Origin of the sequence: Streptomyces sp. NBC_00414 (assembly GCF_036038375.1) — a bacterium.
In the GTDB taxonomy this organism is placed as follows: Bacteria; Actinomycetota; Actinomycetes; order Streptomycetales; family Streptomycetaceae; genus Streptomyces.
This window is the reverse complement of sequence record NZ_CP107935.1, coordinates 8,237,175-8,253,980: the sequence shown is the minus strand read 5'-3', so window position 1 is coordinate 8,253,980 and position 16,806 is coordinate 8,237,175. Positions and strand designations below refer to the sequence as shown.

At 72.0% G+C, this 16,806-nt stretch carries 14 protein-coding genes; 1 reads left to right on the top strand and 13 read right to left on the bottom strand.

Going from position 1 to position 16,806, the window contains the following annotated elements:
- Nucleotides 1–47: 47 nt before the first annotated feature.
- From OHS59_RS35895 to OHS59_RS35880, 4 genes are all read right to left on the bottom strand, one after another.
- Entirely contained in the window at nt 48–350 is a 303-nt protein-coding gene (locus OHS59_RS35895) for a TFIIB-type zinc ribbon-containing protein (protein WP_328497501.1), read from the bottom strand.
- Between the two features lie 74 nt (nt 351–424).
- Nucleotides 425–1,372: an aminoglycoside phosphotransferase family protein gene (locus OHS59_RS35890; RefSeq protein ID WP_328497500.1), complete on the bottom strand. Its 948-nt coding sequence runs from the start codon at nt 1,370–1,372 to the stop codon at nt 425–427.
- Nucleotides 1,373–1,571: 199 nt separating this feature from the next.
- The gene (locus OHS59_RS35885; protein ID WP_328497499.1) at nt 1,572–1,781 is read right to left on the bottom strand and encodes a hypothetical protein; all 210 of its coding nucleotides are present in this window, start codon (nt 1,779–1,781) and stop codon (nt 1,572–1,574) included.
- Nucleotides 1,782–2,004: 223 nt separating this feature from the next.
- Nucleotides 2,005–2,271, bottom strand: a complete 267-nt coding sequence (locus OHS59_RS35880) for a hypothetical protein (RefSeq protein WP_055511046.1) — start codon at nt 2,269–2,271, stop codon at nt 2,005–2,007.
- Between the two features lie 196 nt (nt 2,272–2,467).
- Between OHS59_RS35880 and OHS59_RS35875 the strand changes: the two genes are divergently transcribed.
- Nucleotides 2,468–3,808 carry a serine/threonine-protein kinase gene (locus tag OHS59_RS35875; protein ID WP_328499490.1) on the top strand — a complete coding sequence of 447 codons (1,341 nt, stop codon included), beginning with the start codon at nt 2,468–2,470 and terminating at the stop codon, nt 3,806–3,808.
- A 147-nt stretch (nt 3,809–3,955) separates the two neighbouring features.
- Here OHS59_RS35875 and OHS59_RS35870 read toward each other — a convergent pair whose 3' ends face one another.
- The 9 genes from OHS59_RS35870 to OHS59_RS35830 form a co-directional block, all read right to left on the bottom strand.
- Entirely contained in the window at nt 3,956–4,774 is an 819-nt protein-coding gene (locus OHS59_RS35870) for a TrmH family RNA methyltransferase (RefSeq protein ID WP_328497498.1), read from the bottom strand.
- Nucleotides 4,775–4,838: 64 nt separating this feature from the next.
- Complete coding sequence (gene cobA, locus OHS59_RS35865; protein ID WP_328497497.1) at nt 4,839–6,083, bottom strand: uroporphyrinogen-III C-methyltransferase; 1,245 nt, start codon at nt 6,081–6,083, stop codon at nt 4,839–4,841.
- Between the two features lie 240 nt (nt 6,084–6,323).
- Entirely contained in the window at nt 6,324–10,148 is a 3,825-nt protein-coding gene (gene cobT, locus OHS59_RS35860) for a nicotinate-nucleotide--dimethylbenzimidazole phosphoribosyltransferase (protein ID WP_328497496.1), read from the bottom strand.
- A gap of 450 nt (nt 10,149–10,598) precedes the next feature.
- Nucleotides 10,599–11,816: a precorrin-6y C5,15-methyltransferase (decarboxylating) subunit CbiE gene (gene cbiE / locus OHS59_RS35855; protein WP_328497495.1), complete on the bottom strand. Its 1,218-nt coding sequence runs from the start codon at nt 11,814–11,816 to the stop codon at nt 10,599–10,601.
- A 152-nt stretch (nt 11,817–11,968) separates the two neighbouring features.
- Nucleotides 11,969–12,607 (bottom strand): GNAT family N-acetyltransferase, encoded by a 639-nt coding sequence (locus OHS59_RS35850; RefSeq protein WP_328497494.1) that lies wholly within the window; start codon nt 12,605–12,607, stop codon nt 11,969–11,971.
- Nucleotides 12,608–12,749: 142 nt separating this feature from the next.
- Nucleotides 12,750–13,583 (bottom strand): MetQ/NlpA family ABC transporter substrate-binding protein, encoded by an 834-nt coding sequence (locus OHS59_RS35845; RefSeq protein ID WP_328497493.1) that lies wholly within the window; start codon nt 13,581–13,583, stop codon nt 12,750–12,752.
- Nucleotides 13,584–13,642: 59 nt separating this feature from the next.
- Nucleotides 13,643–14,470 carry a MetQ/NlpA family ABC transporter substrate-binding protein gene (locus OHS59_RS35840; RefSeq protein ID WP_328497492.1) on the bottom strand — a complete coding sequence of 276 codons (828 nt, stop codon included), beginning with the start codon at nt 14,468–14,470 and terminating at the stop codon, nt 13,643–13,645.
- A gap of 102 nt (nt 14,471–14,572) precedes the next feature.
- Entirely contained in the window at nt 14,573–15,388 is an 816-nt protein-coding gene (locus OHS59_RS35835) for a methionine ABC transporter permease (protein WP_328497491.1), read from the bottom strand.
- Nucleotides 15,385–16,476 (bottom strand): methionine ABC transporter ATP-binding protein, encoded by a 1,092-nt coding sequence (locus OHS59_RS35830; protein ID WP_328499489.1) that lies wholly within the window; start codon nt 16,474–16,476, stop codon nt 15,385–15,387. The genes OHS59_RS35835 and OHS59_RS35830 overlap by 4 nt, the downstream gene beginning before the upstream one ends.
- Nucleotides 16,477–16,806 lie beyond the last annotated feature (330 nt).

Sequence of the window (16,806 nt, the reverse complement as noted above, 5' to 3'; positions counted from 1 at the left end):
AAGCCCCCGACCGTCTCGTACGGTCGGGGGCTTCGTCGTTCCTCGGGTCAGGAGGAGAAGAGCATGTGGCCGAAGCTCTTCTGACGCTTGTGGCCGTGGCCGTACTGACCGCCGTGTCCACCGTGACCGCCGTGCTGCGGGGCGCCCCAGGCTGGTGCGGGTGCGGACGGGTAGGCCTGCTGGGCGCCCGGGGGCGGCGGGCCCGGCTGCGACCACTGACCCTCCAGACGGGTCAGTGACTCCAGCTCGCCGTAGTCGAGAAAGATCCCGCGGCAGCCGCTGCACTGCTCGATCTGGACACCATTGCGGTTGTACGTGTGCATCGGCGCATGGCACTTCGGACACTGCATGCTCGGCTCAACTCCTCGCCGGTCGTTACTGCTTCCGCCAGGACAGACTCTGTCCGGCTGCGGTCGGTTGCACCCTACGTCGCGAATCCTCCCGCCAACTCGGGCGGGTGCGTGGCCATTCGGTCACATGCGTCGATCACGGACGTCTCGACCTCGTCCAACGGGCGCCCCGCCGCGACCGACTTGGCGATCGCCTGGGCCGCGGTCTGCACGGTCAGGGCGCGGGCCGGCACGTCGAGGGCGGGCCAGGGGTCGCTGTCCGCGGGGACGGCCGTGCCCCCGGCCTTCCGGTACGCGGTGAGGAAGCGGGTCCACTCGTCGGGCGGGAGGAGGCCGCAGGCGAACCAGGCGGCGGGGCGGGCCAGGTCCCAGGCGGGGTCGCCCCGGCCGAGGTCGTCGATGTCGATGAGCAGCCAGTCGCCGCTCCCCGACCGCACCAGCTGGCCCAGGTGCAGATCGCCGTGGCACAGGGTGCGCAGGTCCGGCATGGGGGCCTCGTCGCGTGCCCAGGGGGGCAGGACGGCCCAGGCGCGCAGGACGGGGGAGGCCGCCGGGTGGGGTCCTGCGGCCCGGAGGCGGGCGACGGCCCGGGCGGCCTTCACCGGGCCGCGCATGGGCGGCAGTCCGGGCGGGAGGACGGAGTCGGGAGTGCGGTGCAGTCGCGCGAGGAGGGTCGCGGCCTCCTCCCAGGGAGCGGCGTCGGGGTCGTCACGGTCCACGGGGGTGCCGTAGGACCAGAAGGTGACCGGCCGGCCGTGCAGTTCGACCGCGCCAGGGCCGAGCGGCGGCAGGAGGACACCGTCGAGCCCGGGGTGGGCGGCCACGGCCAGCCGCGCCGCGAGCCGCGTGGGGTCGGTGTCGGCGGCGTGCGCCTTCGCCACCGTGCCGCCGTGCCGGACGACGGTGCCGTCGGAACGGTCGGCCAGCACGGAGGTGTCCGTACCGCAGGCGCAGGCCTCCGCCGCCGGATGGGCGGCGGCCCGCACCTTGGCACGGAGCGCGGGCAGCACATCTGCGGTCACTCGGGTCCCCCTGAAGTCGTACGTCCCGTCCCCGCGTGGGCGGGTCCACAGGGTCTCAGGTGCGTGCGCGGGCAAAGCAATGCGGGCGCAGCTCCCCAGCTGCGCCCGCATTTTTTGCCGTCCGCCGCACCCCCGTCCCCACGGGGTTTCATGGCCGGATGTCCCCGCCCGGACCGCTCTTCCGGGCCTGGGGCGCCGCTCAGCGCCCCAGCATCACGCCCACGGACGACGCCTGTGTGACCACTGCCTCCCAGCCGCCGAAGACGACTACGAGCAGGGTGGCCAGTGGGAGGACCATGGCCGTCGCCACCAGGGGGTGGCGCCGACCGGACCGGCTGGGCCCGAACGCGGCGCTGTACGCCTTGCGTCCCTGCGTGCGGATCATGGTCCGCGATGCCGTGTCAGCCATGGTCCCTCTCCTGACCGTTCTGTTGGAAAGCTTCTGGTGTCCGACTCTGAATATCTGGCAGCGGCGGGTGTCTGACCTCGGGGGACGAGTGCTGCCACCCGCCGCTTGACAACAAATCTAGGCGGGAGGGGCGTGTGGGTCGTCATGCCCTCGTACCTATTGCCGGGCCTCCCGGAGGATGAGCGGTGACCTGCGGAGTACTCCCCTGGGTGGAGAAGAGGTCCTAGGTCTCGGGGGTTTCCCGGAGGGGACGTCCGGTCTGTTCCGAGCTGTCCTCTCTCGGGACCGGTTGTTCGACCAGTGCGAGCACCCTGGTGGCCATGAACCGGGCCGTACGGACGACTGATCCACTTCGGGTGACTTCGCTCACTTCGACCACCCCTCTGCGGACCGCTGTCTCCACCCGCCGACCCGCCCGGCTGGCCACCACCTCGTACGTACGGGTCGTGTCTCCCGCGTCGACCACTATCTCCACGCGATCACCCTTCACGGGTCCAATCCCCCTTCTGCGCGCGATGGTTGGGAATCCGCGCAGCTCAACGCCGCGGCAGTCCCCCGTCCCCTGACCACCTTTCAAGTTTCCCACCCGGCACTGACAATCGGTCGGGCCGTGAGGGCGCGGCCTCTGCGCGCACCCGGCCGCGGAAACGTAAGCTGTGGCTCGTCAAACGGACCGGGCAGCGGGGATGGACATGGCGATGATGCGCCTGAGGCGCGAGGACCCGCGTGTCGTCGGCTCGTTCAGGCTTCACCGACGGCTCGGCGCGGGCGGGATGGGCGTTGTCTATCTGGGCTCCGACCGGCGCGGCCAGCGGGTCGCGCTGAAGGTGATCCGGCCCGACCTCGCGGAGGACCAGGAGTTCCGGTCGCGCTTCGCCCGCGAGGTGTCGGCGGCGCGCAGGATCCGGGGCGGGTGCACCGCGCGGCTCGTCGCGGCGGACCTGGAGGCCGAACGGCCCTGGTTCGCGACGCAGTACGTTCCCGGGCCCTCGCTGCACGACAAGGTCACCGAGGACGGACCGATGTTCGCGTCCGAGGTCGCGGCCGTCGGCGCCGCCCTCTCCGAGGGGCTCGTCGCCGTGCACGAGGCCGGGGTCGTCCACCGGGACCTGAAGCCGTCGAACATCCTGCTGTCCCCCAAGGGGCCGCGCATCATCGACTTCGGTATCGCCTGGGCGACCGGCGCGAGCACCCTGACGCACGTCGGTACGGCCGTGGGTTCGCCCGGCTTCCTCGCGCCGGAGCAGGTGCGGGGCGCCGCCGTCACACCGGCCACGGACGTCTTCGCGCTCGGCGCCACGCTGGCGTACGCCGCGACGCAGGACTCGCCCTTCGGGCACGGCAGTTCCGAGGTGATGCTCTACCGGGTGGTGCACGAGGAACCGCAACTGCACGGTGTGCCCGACGCGCTGGCCCCGCTCGTACGCGCCTGTCTGGCGAAGGATCCCGAGGAGCGGCCCAGCACACTGCAGTTGTCGTTGCGGCTCAAGGAGATCGCGGCGCGCGAGGCGCAGGGCATGGGCGAGACCCGGCCGTCCGCTCCCCGTGCGGCGGAGGCCGACCGGCCCACCGGGCGGCTCCCCGACGGCTACGACGACTATCCGGAGCAGCGCACCCAGCGGCGTACGCAGGGCACTCCCCCGCCGCGCGGCACCGGTCCCTCGTCGCGGTCCGGGGCGCGTCCGGCGCCCTCGCGGGGCAACTCGGCACGGTCGGGTCCCGGCAGCCGGGCCGGTCAGTCCGGCAGCCGCACGGGGCAGTCCGGCGGCCGGACCGGAGCGCCGCGCAGCGGGACGGGGCGGGCCGGGCCACGGACCGGGCCACGGACCACGGGGACCGGGCGGCGGCCCGCCAATCCTCGGCTGCTGCGCCAGCGGCTGTTCGTGTTCGTCGTGGTGACGCTGTTGGTGGCTCTGGCCATCGCCGCGGCGCAGGGGTGCCAGGGGCCTGCCCGGGGCCTTGATGGTGGGGGCGCCTCGGGCAGGGCTGCGGGGCACGAGCAGCCGTATCGGCTGAGCGTGCTCTAGCGGGGCGGGTGGGTCCGGTCGTCGTCCGCGGGTGCGTCGTGGCTGGGCGCGCCCACACGGCGGAGCCGCGCATGTGACGGCCCCGCGCCCCTCAAGAGGCGCCCCGGTCGCCGCGGCGGGGCCGCGAATGCGCAGCCCCGCGTCCCCTCAGGGCGCGGGTCTGCCCGTCGCCACCGCGTAGAAGGCGACCGCCGCCGCGGCGCCCACGTTGAGCGAGTCGACTCCGTGGGCCATCGGGATGCGGACCCATTCGTCCGCCGCCACCAGGGCCTGGGTGGACAGGCCGTCGCCCTCCGCGCCGAGCATCAGGGCGACCCGCTCCATGCGGTGCGGGGCCACCTCGTCGAGGGACTTGGCCTTCTCGTCCGGGGTGAGCGCGAGGAGGCCGAAGCCCGCCTCACGCACCGACTCCAGGCTCTTGGGCCAGGAGTCCAGACGCGCGTACGGGACCGCGAAGACCGCGCCCATGGAGACCTTCACCGAACGCCGGTACAGGGGGTCCGCGCAGTCCGGGGAGAGCAGTACCGCGTCCATGCCGAGGGCGGCGGCCGAGCGGAAGATCGCCCCGATGTTGGTGTGGTCGTTGACCGACTCCATGACGACGATCCGCCGGGCCGTGCGCAGCAGGTCGTCGGGGGTCGGCAGCGGTTTGCGCTGCATGGAGGCGAGCGCGCCGCGGTGCACGTGATAGCCGGTGACCTGTTCGGCGAGGTCCGGGCTGACCGCGTACACCGGGGCCGGGAGTTCGTCGATGACATCGCGCATGACGTCCACCCACTTGGCGGACAGCAGCATCGAGCGCATCTCGTAGCCGGCGTCCTTGGCCCGTCTGATGACCTTCTCGCCCTCGGCGATGAACAGGCCCTCGGCCGGTTCGCGCTTGCGGCGCAGCTCCACGTCGGTCAGGCCTGTGTAGTCACGCAGGCGCGGGTCGGCTGGGTCCTCAACGGTGATGAGATCGGCCACAGGGTGATACTGCCTTGTCCTGGGTGCGGTGCCAACGGCTTGGAACGGGTTGTGTTACCCGGGGTTACTCAGATGTCTCGAACGAGCCGTCCGCGCCCACGGTCACGACCTCCCCGATGACGATCACCGCCGGCGGCCGGACCTCCTCGGCCCGGACCGTCTCGGCGACCGTCGCGAGGGTCGCGTCGACCCGGCGCTGCGCCGCTGTCGTGCCCTCCTGGACGAGCGCCACGGGGGTGCCGGGCGCCTTGCCGTTGTCCATGAGCGTACGGGCGATGGCGCCGATCTTGTCCACGCCCATCAGGATCACCAGGGTTCCGCGGAGCTTGGCGAGCGCCGCCCAGTCGACCAGGGAGCGTTCGTCGTCGGGGGCCACATGACCGCTCACGACGGTGAACTCGTGGGCGACCCCGCGGTGCGTGACCGGGATGCCCGCCGCGCCCGGCACGGAGATCGAGCTGGAGATGCCCGGGACGACCGTGCAGGAGATGCCCGCCTCGGCCAGTGCCTGGGCCTCCTCCATGCCGCGGCCGAAGACGAAGGGGTCGCCGCCTTTGAGCCGGACCACCGACTTGCCCTGCAGGGCGTGCTCGATGAGCGCGTTGTTGATGGCCTCCTGGGCCATGAAGCGCCCGTACGGGATCTTCGCCGCGTCGATCACCTCGACGTGCGGCGGAAGTTCGGCGAGCAGGTCGCGCGGGCCCAGGCGGTCGGCGATGACCACGTCCGCCTCGGCGAGGAGGCGCCGGCCGCGCACCGTGATCAGGTCCGGGTCACCGGGTCCGCCGCCGACCAGGGAGACGCCGGGCGTACGGGTGCGGTGGTGGGGTGCCACGAGGGTGCCGTCGCGCAGGCCCTCGACCACCGCGTCGCGGATGGCCGCGGTGTGGCGGGGGTCGCGGCCCTTGGCGTTCGTGGTCAGGACGGCCACCGTGACGCCCTCGCTGTGGCCCGTCGCCGGGGTCCAGGCGGTGGCCTCGTCGGCGTCGTCCGCGCGGACGCACCACACGCGGCGCGCCTCCGCCTCGGCGGAGGCCTCCGCGTTCGCCGCGGAGTCGGGGGTGGCGATCAGGACGTACCAGGACTCCGCGAGGTCGCCCGGCTCGTACCGGCGCCTGGTCCAGGCCAGTTCGCCGGCGTCCGCCATGGCCTCGACCGAGGGGGTCGCGGACGGGGACACCAGCTGGATGTCCGCGCCCGCCGCGATGAGGGCCGGGAGGCGGCGCTGGGCGACCTGGCCGCCGCCGAGGACCACTACGCGGCGCCCAAAGAGGCGGAGACCTACGGGGTAGGCGGGGTTTTCGGCCATGGAGGTACGGCTCCTCATGCGGGTGGTACGGGGTGGCGCGCTGCGGCGGTGGAGCGGGCCTGACGTGCGGATTTTAAGGGGCGGGGTGGTGGGGGTCGGGGTGGGTGGGGGTTCTTTCCCCTGGCCCGCCCCTTCCCGAAACCGAGGGCTCCGCCCCACGCGCCCCCCGACCCTGCGGGTGGGCCGGTGGTTGTGCCCACCCGTTCCGCCCTGCGGAACGCCTGCCCACAACCACCGGCCCTACTTCTCGGTGACGCCTGCCGAGTCGAACGTCGCCACCTCGTGCATCGCCCTGGCCGCGCTCTGGACGACCGGGAGGGCCAGGAGGGCGCCCGTGCCCTCGCCGAGGCGGAGGTCGAGGTCGACCAGGGGGCGCAGGCCCAGCTTGTTGAGTGCGGCCACATGGCCGGGCTCGGCGCTGCGGTGGCCGGCGATGCAGGCCGCGAGGACCTCGGGGGCGATCGCGCGGGCGACCAGTGCGGCCGCGCCGGCGCTGACGCCGTCCAGGATCACCGGCGTACGCAGGGAGGCGCCGCCGAGGAGGAGGCCCACCATCGCGGCGTGTTCCAGGCCACCGATGGCCGCGAGGACGCCGATCGGGTCGGCCGGGTCCGGCTGGTGGAGTTCCAGGGCCCGGCGTACCACCTCGGTCTTGCGGGCCAGGGTCTCGTCGTTGATGCCGGTGCCGCGGCCGGTGACCTCGGCGGGATCGCTGCCGGTGTAGACGGAGATCAGGGCGGCCGACGCCGTGGTGTTGGCGATGCCCATCTCACCTGTGATCAGGGCCTTGTTACCGGCCGCCACCAGGTCGCGGGCGGTCTCGATGCCCACCTCGATGGCCGCCCTGACCTCCTCGCGGGTCAGCGCGGGACCGGTCGTCATGTCGGCCGTGCCCGCCCGGACCTTGCGCGGCAGCAGGCCCGGGGTCGCGGGCAGGTCGGAGGCCACGCCCACGTCGATGACGCAGACCTCGGCACCGACCTGGGCGGCGAAGGCGTTGCAGACCGCGCCGCCGCCGAGGATGTTGGCCACCATCTGGCCCGTGACCTCCTGCGGCCACGGGGTGACGCCCTGGGCGTGTACGCCGTGGTCGCCCGCGAAGATCGCGACGGCGGCCGGTTCCGGGATGGGGGGCGGGCACATCCGGGAGAGACCGGAGAGCTGCGCGGAGATGATCTCCAGCATGCCGAGGGCCCCGGCCGGCTTGGTCATGCGCTTCTGGCGTTCCCAGGCCTCGCCGAGTGCCTTGGCGTCCAGCGGACGGATGTTCGTGATCGTCTCGGCGAGCAGGTCGTGCGGCTCCTCGCCGGGCAGCGCGCGGCGGCCGTACGTCTCCTCGTGGACCACCCAGGACAGCGGGCGACGCTTGGACCAGCCCGCCTGCATCAGCTCGGGCTCCTCCGGGAACTCGTCGACGTATCCGACGCAGAGGTAGGCGACGACCTCCAGGTGCTCGGGCAGGCCGAGACCGCGGACCATCTCCCGCTCGTCGAAGAAGCTCACCCAGCCCACGCCCAGGCCCTCGGCACGGGCCGCGAGCCACAGGTTCTCGACGGCGAGCGCCGAGGAGTAGGGGGCCATCTGCGGCTGCGTGTGGCGGCCCAGGGTGTGCCGGCCGCCCCGGGTCGGGTCGGCGGTGACGACGATGTTCACCGGGGTGTCGAGGATGGCCTCGATCTTCAGTTCCTTGAACTGCTTCGCGCGGCCCTTGGGAAGCGACTTGGCGTACGCCTCACGCTGGCGCGCGGCCAGTTCGTGCATCGAGCGCCGGGTCTCGGCGGAGCGGATGACGACGAAGTCCCAGGGCTGGGAATGGCCGACGGACGGCGCCGTGTGGGCCGCCTCCAGGACGCGGAGCAGCACGTCGTGCGGGATGGGGTCGCTGCGGAAGCCGTTGCGGATGTCGCGGCGCTCGCGCATCACGCGCAGGACCGCCTCGCGCTCGGCGTCGTCGTAGCCGGGCGCTGCCGGGCCGGTGGACTCTCGTGTCCGGTCCACGGCGGCCGTGCTCTCTTCCTGGTCGGCGGCCCGGGTGTCCAGGTCTTCCGCCTGCTGTGCGACCACGTGTTCCGGGCCGTCGTCCGCCACGGGAGCCTCCGGTACGGGGAGCGCCTCGGCCTCGGGGGCCAGTTCGGGCTCCCGGGGCGCGGGCAGCACGAGGATCGGCTCCTCGTCCGACTCGATGTCGGGCGCCGGGGCGAGTGCCGGTTCGGGCGCGGGTTCTGGGGTGGGCTGCTCGACGGACGCCGCGGGCTGGGCCGCCGTCCCCTCGGCCGTCTGCTCGGCCCGCTCCTCCGGGAGGGGCGGCACGGTCATGCCGTGCGGCGGGGTGGGAGCCAGGTGCGGGGTGGTCGGAACCATGCCCTCGACCGGTACGAACTGACCGACGGGCTGCGCCACCTGCTCGGCCTGCTCTGCCTGCTCTGCCTGGTCCGGCTGCGCCGCCTGCGGGAACACGTCCTGGAGCGGGGCCGCCTCGCCGTGGGACTCGTCCCCGACGGCGTGCTCGGCGGGTGCCGCGGGCGCCTCGGCGTACGCGGCGGGGTCGGTCTGCGCCGCCTGTGCCGCGTCGGGGGCACCGACGGCGCCCTCCGCCGCTTCCGCGGGCACGACGGGCCCGGCGGGCGCGGTGAATTGCGGGGCCTCGGCGGCGTCCTGGATCTGGACGCCCGCCGCCACGAAAGGCTCGGCCTCCGTCGGCTGCGGCTCCTGGAACCCGTTGTGCGGTCCGGCCTCGGCGAACGGGGCCGCCGCGTCCTGAGCGTGCGGCTCCACCGGGTGGACGGGCTGCGGGACCGGCGCCAGGTGCACGGGCTGCTCGGCGCCTTCGGCCTGCGGGGCCTCGGACGCCTCAGGGGCGGGTTGGCCGGTCTCGTCCGAGGGGCGGGCGAACTGGACGGCCGCGGGTGCGGCCGGGAAGGGCTCGGACTGAGGGGCGTGCGTGAACTCGGGGAGAGCCTGGGCGAACTCGGAGCCGTGGCCACCTTCCGGGGCGTGCGGGAACAGCGAACCGTCGGCGAGCTGAGGAGCCTGCGCGTAGTCCTGCACCAGAACCGCCGCCGGGACCTGGCCGGCCTCCGGGGCCGGCGCGGCTTCGGCGGCGGCCTGGGCGATGCCCGTCTGCTGATCGGGGGACGGGAACTGAACCGGTTCCGGCTGCGGAGGAAGGTACGCCTCCTCGGGGACCGGCGGGGCCTCCGGAACCCGCCCGGCGTCCTCGGCGGGCTCCACAAAAGCGTCGGCGGGCTCGGCGGGCTCCGCGACGGCCTGCGCGTGCGCGGCCTCGGGAAGCTCGTCGGCGCCCGGCGCGTCCTGCGTCTGCGGAACTCCGGCCGGCTGCTCCGCCACCGGGGCCTCGGCCTGCTCCTGCGGAACCGGAACACCCTGGCCCTCGGCGGGCGACGGACCGTCCCCCGCGTCGGACACCTGCGCGACCGGCGCGGACTCGACGGCCACCGGGCCGCCCGCGTATGCCCCCGCACCCTCCGGGAAGACCGTTTCTGCAGCCGTCCCCTCGGAAACGACCTGTGCCACCGCAGGCGCGACCTGGACCTGAGTCTGGGCCCCCCACGGAGACCCGCCCTGCAACGCGATCTCGTCACGCGGCACATCGAGGTACTCGGGCCCGGACGCGGCCGGACCGGCCTGCCGTACGGGGAAGGGGGTGGGCGGTGCTCCCGCCGGACCCCGGTCGGCGAGCGAACGCACCGGGCTGCCGGCGCCGTCCGGAGTCGGCGGGCCGAGGTGCAACGGACGGCGGGCGACGGGTGGCTGCGGCGCGGACGACGACATCCGGACGGCGCTGAGGTCGACCGAACCGCTGTCGCGGCCCGACGTCTCGTGCGGTCCGGGCTCGTGGACGGTCTCGACGACCGGCACCGGGGCCGGTGGGGCCACTTCGTTGCCCCACGCACCCTGGGCGCCCGGCAGCAGCAACAGGTCTTCGTCTTCGGCGGTGGGCTCGGAGAGGTAGGTGTACGCGCCGGGGGCGGGGACGCCCGGCTGCTCCACCATGCCTGCGTTCTCCGGCAGTCCCTCGCCCGGGACCTGGCCGGTGTCGGTCATGCGTACCCCTCGCCCATCGGTTTAGTGCTCCTACGACCTGCTTCGTCCGGGGCGGCGCACCGACCACCCGTCATGAGAACGAGCACACGGGCCGGGCGGCACGAACGACCGGTCGACAAAGCCATTAACTGGCATTGTCGCGGTCGGCCCGCCACCGCGACAGGGTGATCCGTCACGGCCCGCTGTGGACTGCGCCACTTTGCGCGTCCTCCGGTTCTGCCGTACCACACGCACCCCAAAATGGGTGTGATTTACGGACATTGAACGGCGATATACCGGACAACCCGATTGCAGTACAACGATCGGCCAGCCTACCGCGCGCAGTACGACAACAGGATCACAGGCCGCGATCGAAGGGTGACCCCCCCCCCCGCACCGGCCGCCGCCCGAAAGGGGCGCGGGGAACGGCGCGGCCGGCCACGACGCGCCCGCGGACAGCCCGCCGAACGCTCAGCGCGGCGCCTGGCGCCGGCCCAGTTCTCCCGAGAGCAGGAACGCCACGCTCCGCTCCTTCTCCGTCCAGGCACGGGTGTCCAGCTCGACGGACTGCAGGAGTGCGCACTCGACCCGGTAGCCGTGCTCGGTCAGGTCCCTGCCGATGAGTTCGGCGGCGTCGCGGGTCGCGGCGTGCGTGACGATCCGCTCGGGACGCCGGTCGGCGACGGCGGAGACCACTGCGGCGCCGCCGCCGCCGACGCGCACGACGTCCGGCTCGGGGAGGTTCTCAAGGATGTGCGGGGCGGTGCCGTGCGCGATCTGGAGCTGGACGCCGAAACGGCGGGCGGTGGCCATGGTGCGGGCACAGGCGTCCGGGTCGCGGTCGACGGCGATGACGGCGGCGCCGCAGCGCGCGGCCTCGGTGGCGAAGGCACCGCTGCCGGAGCCGATGTCCCAGACGAGGTCGCCGATCCGCGGCCCGAGGCGGGCGAGTTGGGCGGCGCGCAGCACCTCGGTCTCGCCCTCGCCGAGCGCGTCGCCGTACATGTCGTCGGGCAGCGCCCAGCCGCGCGGGCCGGTGCCCGGGTCGCGGCCGGCGATCCAACCGCCGCCCTCGGAAGCCGTGACGGGGCCGCCCATGACGATGACGACGTTCGGGTCGCGCCAGGTGTGGTCGGCGACCTTGTCGGAGGTGAGCATCGTGACCCGCTCACGCTCGGTGCCGAGCTCCTCGCAGATGACGAAGGTGCGGTGGACCCCTTCGAGGAGGAGGCCGAGTTCGGCGGGGCCGGCGCCGGGTGAGGTGAGGACGGCGACCTTGGTGTGGGCGCGGCACACATTCACCGCGCGTCGCAGGGTGCGCCGGTGTGCGACGACCACCTGTGCGTCGTCCCAGGGCATCCCGGCGCGGGCGAAGGCCGCGGCCACGGCGGAGACCGCGGGGACGACTTCGACCTCCAGGCCGAACTCGGGGGCGCGCAGGGTGCGTACGACCCCGAAGAAGCCGGGGTCGCCGTCGGCGAGGACGACGGCCGTGCCGCGGTGGGCGGCGATGCGGCGGGCCGCGAGGGCGACGCTGCCGAGCCGGATGCGCTCGGCGGTCCGGGGCACCTCGGGGAGAGTCAGGTGATGTCCCGCGCCCGCCACCAGTGTGGCGGCGCCGAGAGCCGAGCGCGCCGCGTCGGTCAGCGGCGAGCCGTCACAGCCGATCACCGTGACCCGGTCGGCCATCGTTGTCAGTCTCCTGGAGTCTTCGCAGGTCGTCAGGTGGGTGTGTGGCCGCCAGGCAGGCGTGCGGAGCCCCGTGAGCGTACCTCGTGACGTCCGGGGGTCGGGGCAGGGGTCGGAAGGGTGTGCGGGCAGGGGCGCGGGTCCCCTCCGGTTCAGTTCCAGTCGGAGTACGCCGTGAAACCACCGGTGTCGGCGAGCTGCTCGGCGATGCCCTCGATGTCCTCGGGGAGCAGGCCCCACACGATGAAGTCGGTGCGCAGGTCCTCCCAGCGGCCGTCCTCGGTGCGGGTGCGCGCTATACAGGCGCCCCGCAGGACGCCCTCGCTGATGCAGCCGATCTTCTGCGCGACCTGCTGGGAGGCGGTGTTGTCCGCCGCGGTGCGCAGCTCCAGACGTTCGAACTTCTGGTCGTTGAACAGCCATTGGGCGGTGGCGAGCGACGCCTCGGAGGCGTAGCCCTCGCCGCGGGCCCAGGGTGCGGTGATGTACGAGAGCTCCGTGGAGCGGACATGCCAATTCGTGTTGCCGAGTTGGATGATGCCGACCAGGCGCTGGGTCAGGAACTCCGTGACGACGAGGTCGAGTCCACGGCCCGAGGTGCGCTCGGCGGGCGCGTACTCGTCGATCCAGTTGCGGGCGGCGGCCTCGGTGAAGGGCTGCGGAACCGACGTCCAGGCGGCGACCTGCTCGTCGTTCATCATCTCCGTGAAGGCAGGAATGTCCTCGTCCTCAAGAGGGCGCAGCACCAACCGCTCCGTGTTCAGGGAGATGTCGGGGAAGGTGTTAGTCATGCGCCGCTCCGTAACCATCAGGGACCGTCGGGCCTGCTGAACTGCCCAGCATGCAGCATGCAGGCACCGAACTGCACCACGGAGTCGGCTCCTTGTCGACGAGTCGACACCGTGACGCGGCGGGAAGGTCCCGGGATCGGTGTCACCCGGAAGTGACGGGCAGCACCGATCCCTTGTACTTGTCCTGGATGAACTTGCGCACCTCGTCGGAGGTCAGGAGCTTGGCGAGCTTCTCGACCCGCGGGTCGTCCTCGTTGCCCTTCTTCACGGCGAGGAGGTTCGCGTACGGGTTGTTCTTCGCGGACTCCAGCAGGATGGCGTCGTCGGCCGGGCTGAGACCCGCGTCCTGGGCGTAGTTGTTGTTGATGACCGCGGCGGCCACGTCGTCCAGGGAGCGCGGCAGCTGCGCCGGTTCCAGCTCCTTGAACTCGAGGTTCTTCGGGTTCTTCGCGATGTCCGCGGGGGACGCGGTCGTACCGGCGCCCTCCTTGAGGGTGATGACGCCCTCGGAGGCGAGCAGCTTCAGGGCCCGGCCCTCGTTGGTGATGTCGCTCGGCACCGCGACGGTGGCTCCGTCGGGAAGGTCGGCGACATCCTTGACCTTCTTCGAGTAGACGCCCATGGGCGGCAGGTACGCGTCCACGACCGGGACCAGGTCGGTGCCCTTGGACTTGTTGAAGTCGTCCAGGTAGGGCTCGTTCTGGTACAGGTTCGCGTCGAGCGAGCCCTCCTGGAGGGCGGTGTTCGGCAGGACGTAGTCCGTGAACTCCTTGATCTCCAGGTCGAGTCCGTTCTTCGCGGCGAGGTCCTTCTTGATGTACGAGAGGACCTCGCCGGCCGGGACCGCGGTGGCGCCGACGATCAGCGTGCCGCCGTCACCTCCGCCGCCGGAGCCCTCGTCCCCGGAACCGCAGGCGGTCAGGGTCAGGCCGAGGGCCAGTGCGGCGGCTGCCGCGGAGATGACGGGCTTGCGCATCGTCGGCCTTCCTCGAATGGATCAGGTGGTTCAGGCGGTCGGGAGCGGGTTCGGAACGGTCAGAACGACGCGATGACGGAACCGGCGTACTTGTCCTCGATGAACTTCTTGACCTCGGCCGAGGTCAGGAGCTTGGCGAGCTTCTTGACGCGCGGGTCGTCCTCGTTGCCCTCCTTGACGGCGAGGAAGTTGCCGTACGGGTTGTCGTCGGCGGACTCCAGGACGAGGGCGTCGTCGGAGGGCTTGAGGTCGGACTCGATGGCGTAGTTGCCGTTGATCACCGCGGCGTCGACGTCGTCCAGGGAGCGCGGGGTCTGGGCCGCCTCCAGCTCCTTGAACTTCAGGTTCTTCGGGTTCTTCGCGATGTCCTTGGGGGTCGCGTCGTTGCCCGCGCCGTCCTTGAGCGTGATGATCCCGTTGGCGTCGAGGAGCTTGAGCGCCCGCGCCTCGTTGACCGTGTCGTTCGGGACGGCGACCGTCGCACCGCTCTTCAGCTCGTCGGCCTTCTTGATCTTGTTGGAGTAGAGGCCGAGCGGCTCCAGGTGCACCGTGACGACGGGCACGATGTGGGTGCCGTTCTTCTTGTTGAAGTCGTCGAGGTACGGCTGGTTCTGGAAGTAGTTGGCGCCGACCGAGCCGTCCTCGGTCGCGGTGTTCGGCAGGACGTAGTCCGTGAACTCCTTGACCTGCAGATCGAGTCCCGCGTCCTTCGCGAGGTTGTCCTTCACGTAGGTGAGGATCTCCGCGTGGGGAACCGGACTGGCGGCGACGATCAGCGGTCCGCTGGTGTCGGAGGCGTCGTCCTTGTCCGAGCCGCAGGCCGTGAGGCCCAGGGTGAGGGCTCCGGCGGCGAGGACAGCGGTGGTGAGCTTTACGGCGTTACGCACGAAAAGTGCCTTTCCATTTGGGCTGGGTGACCCCGCGAAGGGTGTGCGGGGACGTCTGCGGGTGGGGTGGGGACGCGTACGGGGAGCCGTGCGCGAAGGGCCTCAGGCGACCTTGCCGACGTCGGCCGCGGGCGCTTGGGCGGAGGTGTCCGCGTCAGCGGGGCCGGTACCGGAGCCGGTGTCGGTCGACGCCTGGGAACCGGAGTTCACGGCGGCCCTGCTCCTCGGCAGCCTGAGCCGCGGCGCGGCCCCCGACTTGCCGCCGCGCCGGTGCAGCCCCCGCGCGGCGTAGTCGCCGGCGAACTGGATGAGGGAGATGACCACGGCGAGAATGCCGACGGTGATCCACATCAGTTCGGTCTCGAAGCGCTGGTAGCCGTAGCGGATGGCGATGTCGCCGAGGCCGCCCGCGCCGACGGTGCCGGCCATCGCGGAGTAGCCGATGAGCGCGACGATCGTCGTCGTGGTGCTGGAGATCAGCGACGGGAGCGACTCGGGGACGAGCACCTTGCGGACCACGGTCCAGGTGTTGCCGCCCATCGACTGCACGGCCTCGACGAGTCCGCCGTCCACTTCGCGGACAGCCGTCTCGACCAGGCGCGCGAAGAACGGGATGGCGCCGATCGCGAGCGGCACGATGGCGGCCTCACGGCCGATGGTGGTGCCGGTGATCGACCGGGTGAAGCCCATCAGCGCGACCATCAGAATGATGAACGGCATCGAGCGGGCGATGTTCACGACCTGCCCGATGACCTTGTTCAGCACGGTGTTCTGCAGCAGGCCGCCCCGGTCGGTGAGGACCAGCAGGATGCCCAGCGGCAGACCGCCGACGACGGCGATGACCGTCGACCAGCCGACCATGTAGAGGGTGTCCCAACACGCCTGCTCCAGCAGCGGCTGCATCTCGGACCAGGTCACTTGGCACCTTCCTTCACCAGCGCGGGCGCGTGACCCTGGATGTCGATCTGCAGGCCCTGCTCGCGCAGGAAGCCGATCGGCACGACGTTGTCCTCGTACCGCCCGGGCAGTTCGATGCGCATACGGCCGACCTGCCGGCCCGCGACGGTGTCCATCGCGGCGCCGAGGATGGAGATGTCGATGTTGTACGTGCGCGAGAGCTGCGAGATGACCGGCCGGGTGGCGGCGTCGCCGTGGAAGGTGACGTCGAGGACCGTGCGGTCGTCCCCCGAGGCCTCGCCGCTCACCGGGAAGAGCGCGGCGGCCAGCTCGGAGCCGGGGGTGGCGAGCAGCTCGGTGACGGTGCCGGACTCGACGATCTGTCCGTTCTCCATGAGCGCCGCCGAGTCGCAGACGGTCTTGACTACGTCCATCTCGTGCGTGATGAGCAGGACGGTCAGACCCAGCTGGCGGTTCAGGTCGCGCAGCAGGTGGAGGATCGAGCGGGTCGTCTCGGGGTCCAGGGCGCTGGTCGCCTCGTCCGAGAGGAGCACCTTCGGGTCCCCCGCGAGGGCGCGGGCGATGCCGACGCGCTGCTTCTGTCCGCCGGAGAGCTGGGCCGGGTAGGCCTTGGCCTTGTCGGTGAGGCCGACCAGGTCGAGCAGTTCCAGCGCCTTGCGGGAACGCTCCCTGCCCGACTTGCCGAGGATCTCCAGCGGCAGCTCGACGTTGTCCTGGACGGTCCGCGTCGACAGCAGGTTGAAGTGCTGGAAGACCATGCCGATACGGCTGCGCGCCTGCCGCAGCTCCTTGCCGGCGCGCGGGCCGCGCCCGGCGAGAGCCGTGAGGTCCTGTCCGGCGACGGTCACGGTGCCGGCGGTGGGGCGCTCCAGCAGGTTGACGCAGCGGATGAGGGAGGACTTGCCGGCGCCGGACTGTCCGATGACGCCGTACACCTCGCCTTCGCGGACATGCAGATCGACGCCGTCCAGGGCGGTGATCTCACGGCCGCGGGAGCGGTAGACCTTGGTCAGGCCTGTTGTCGTGATCACTGGGGTTTCCGTCACTGTCGAGTGCAGGGCGTGGGTGTGCGCCGGGCACGGGTGCATTCGGTCGAACGCGGCACGGTCGTTCACGCGGTGGCGTCGGGAACCGGGCTTCGGCAGAACTGCGTGCGCGGGGCAGGCTCAGTCGCGTACGAGAAGGGCGTACGGGCGGACGTGAGCGAACTCGCTTCGGGGCGCGAGGCTGCGGGTGGTGCGGGGGCCCTCTAGAAGGCGCACATTCGACACATACAGCGAGCACCGGGCGTCATGGTCGCCTCGGTCGCAAGGATGCGGCTGCTCGTCGTGGTCATGAGAAAATTAAAGCAGATCTTTGCCTGGGACAGAGAACCGCTGTCCGCATGACGGACAGCGGTGGACACCTTTAAGACGCCG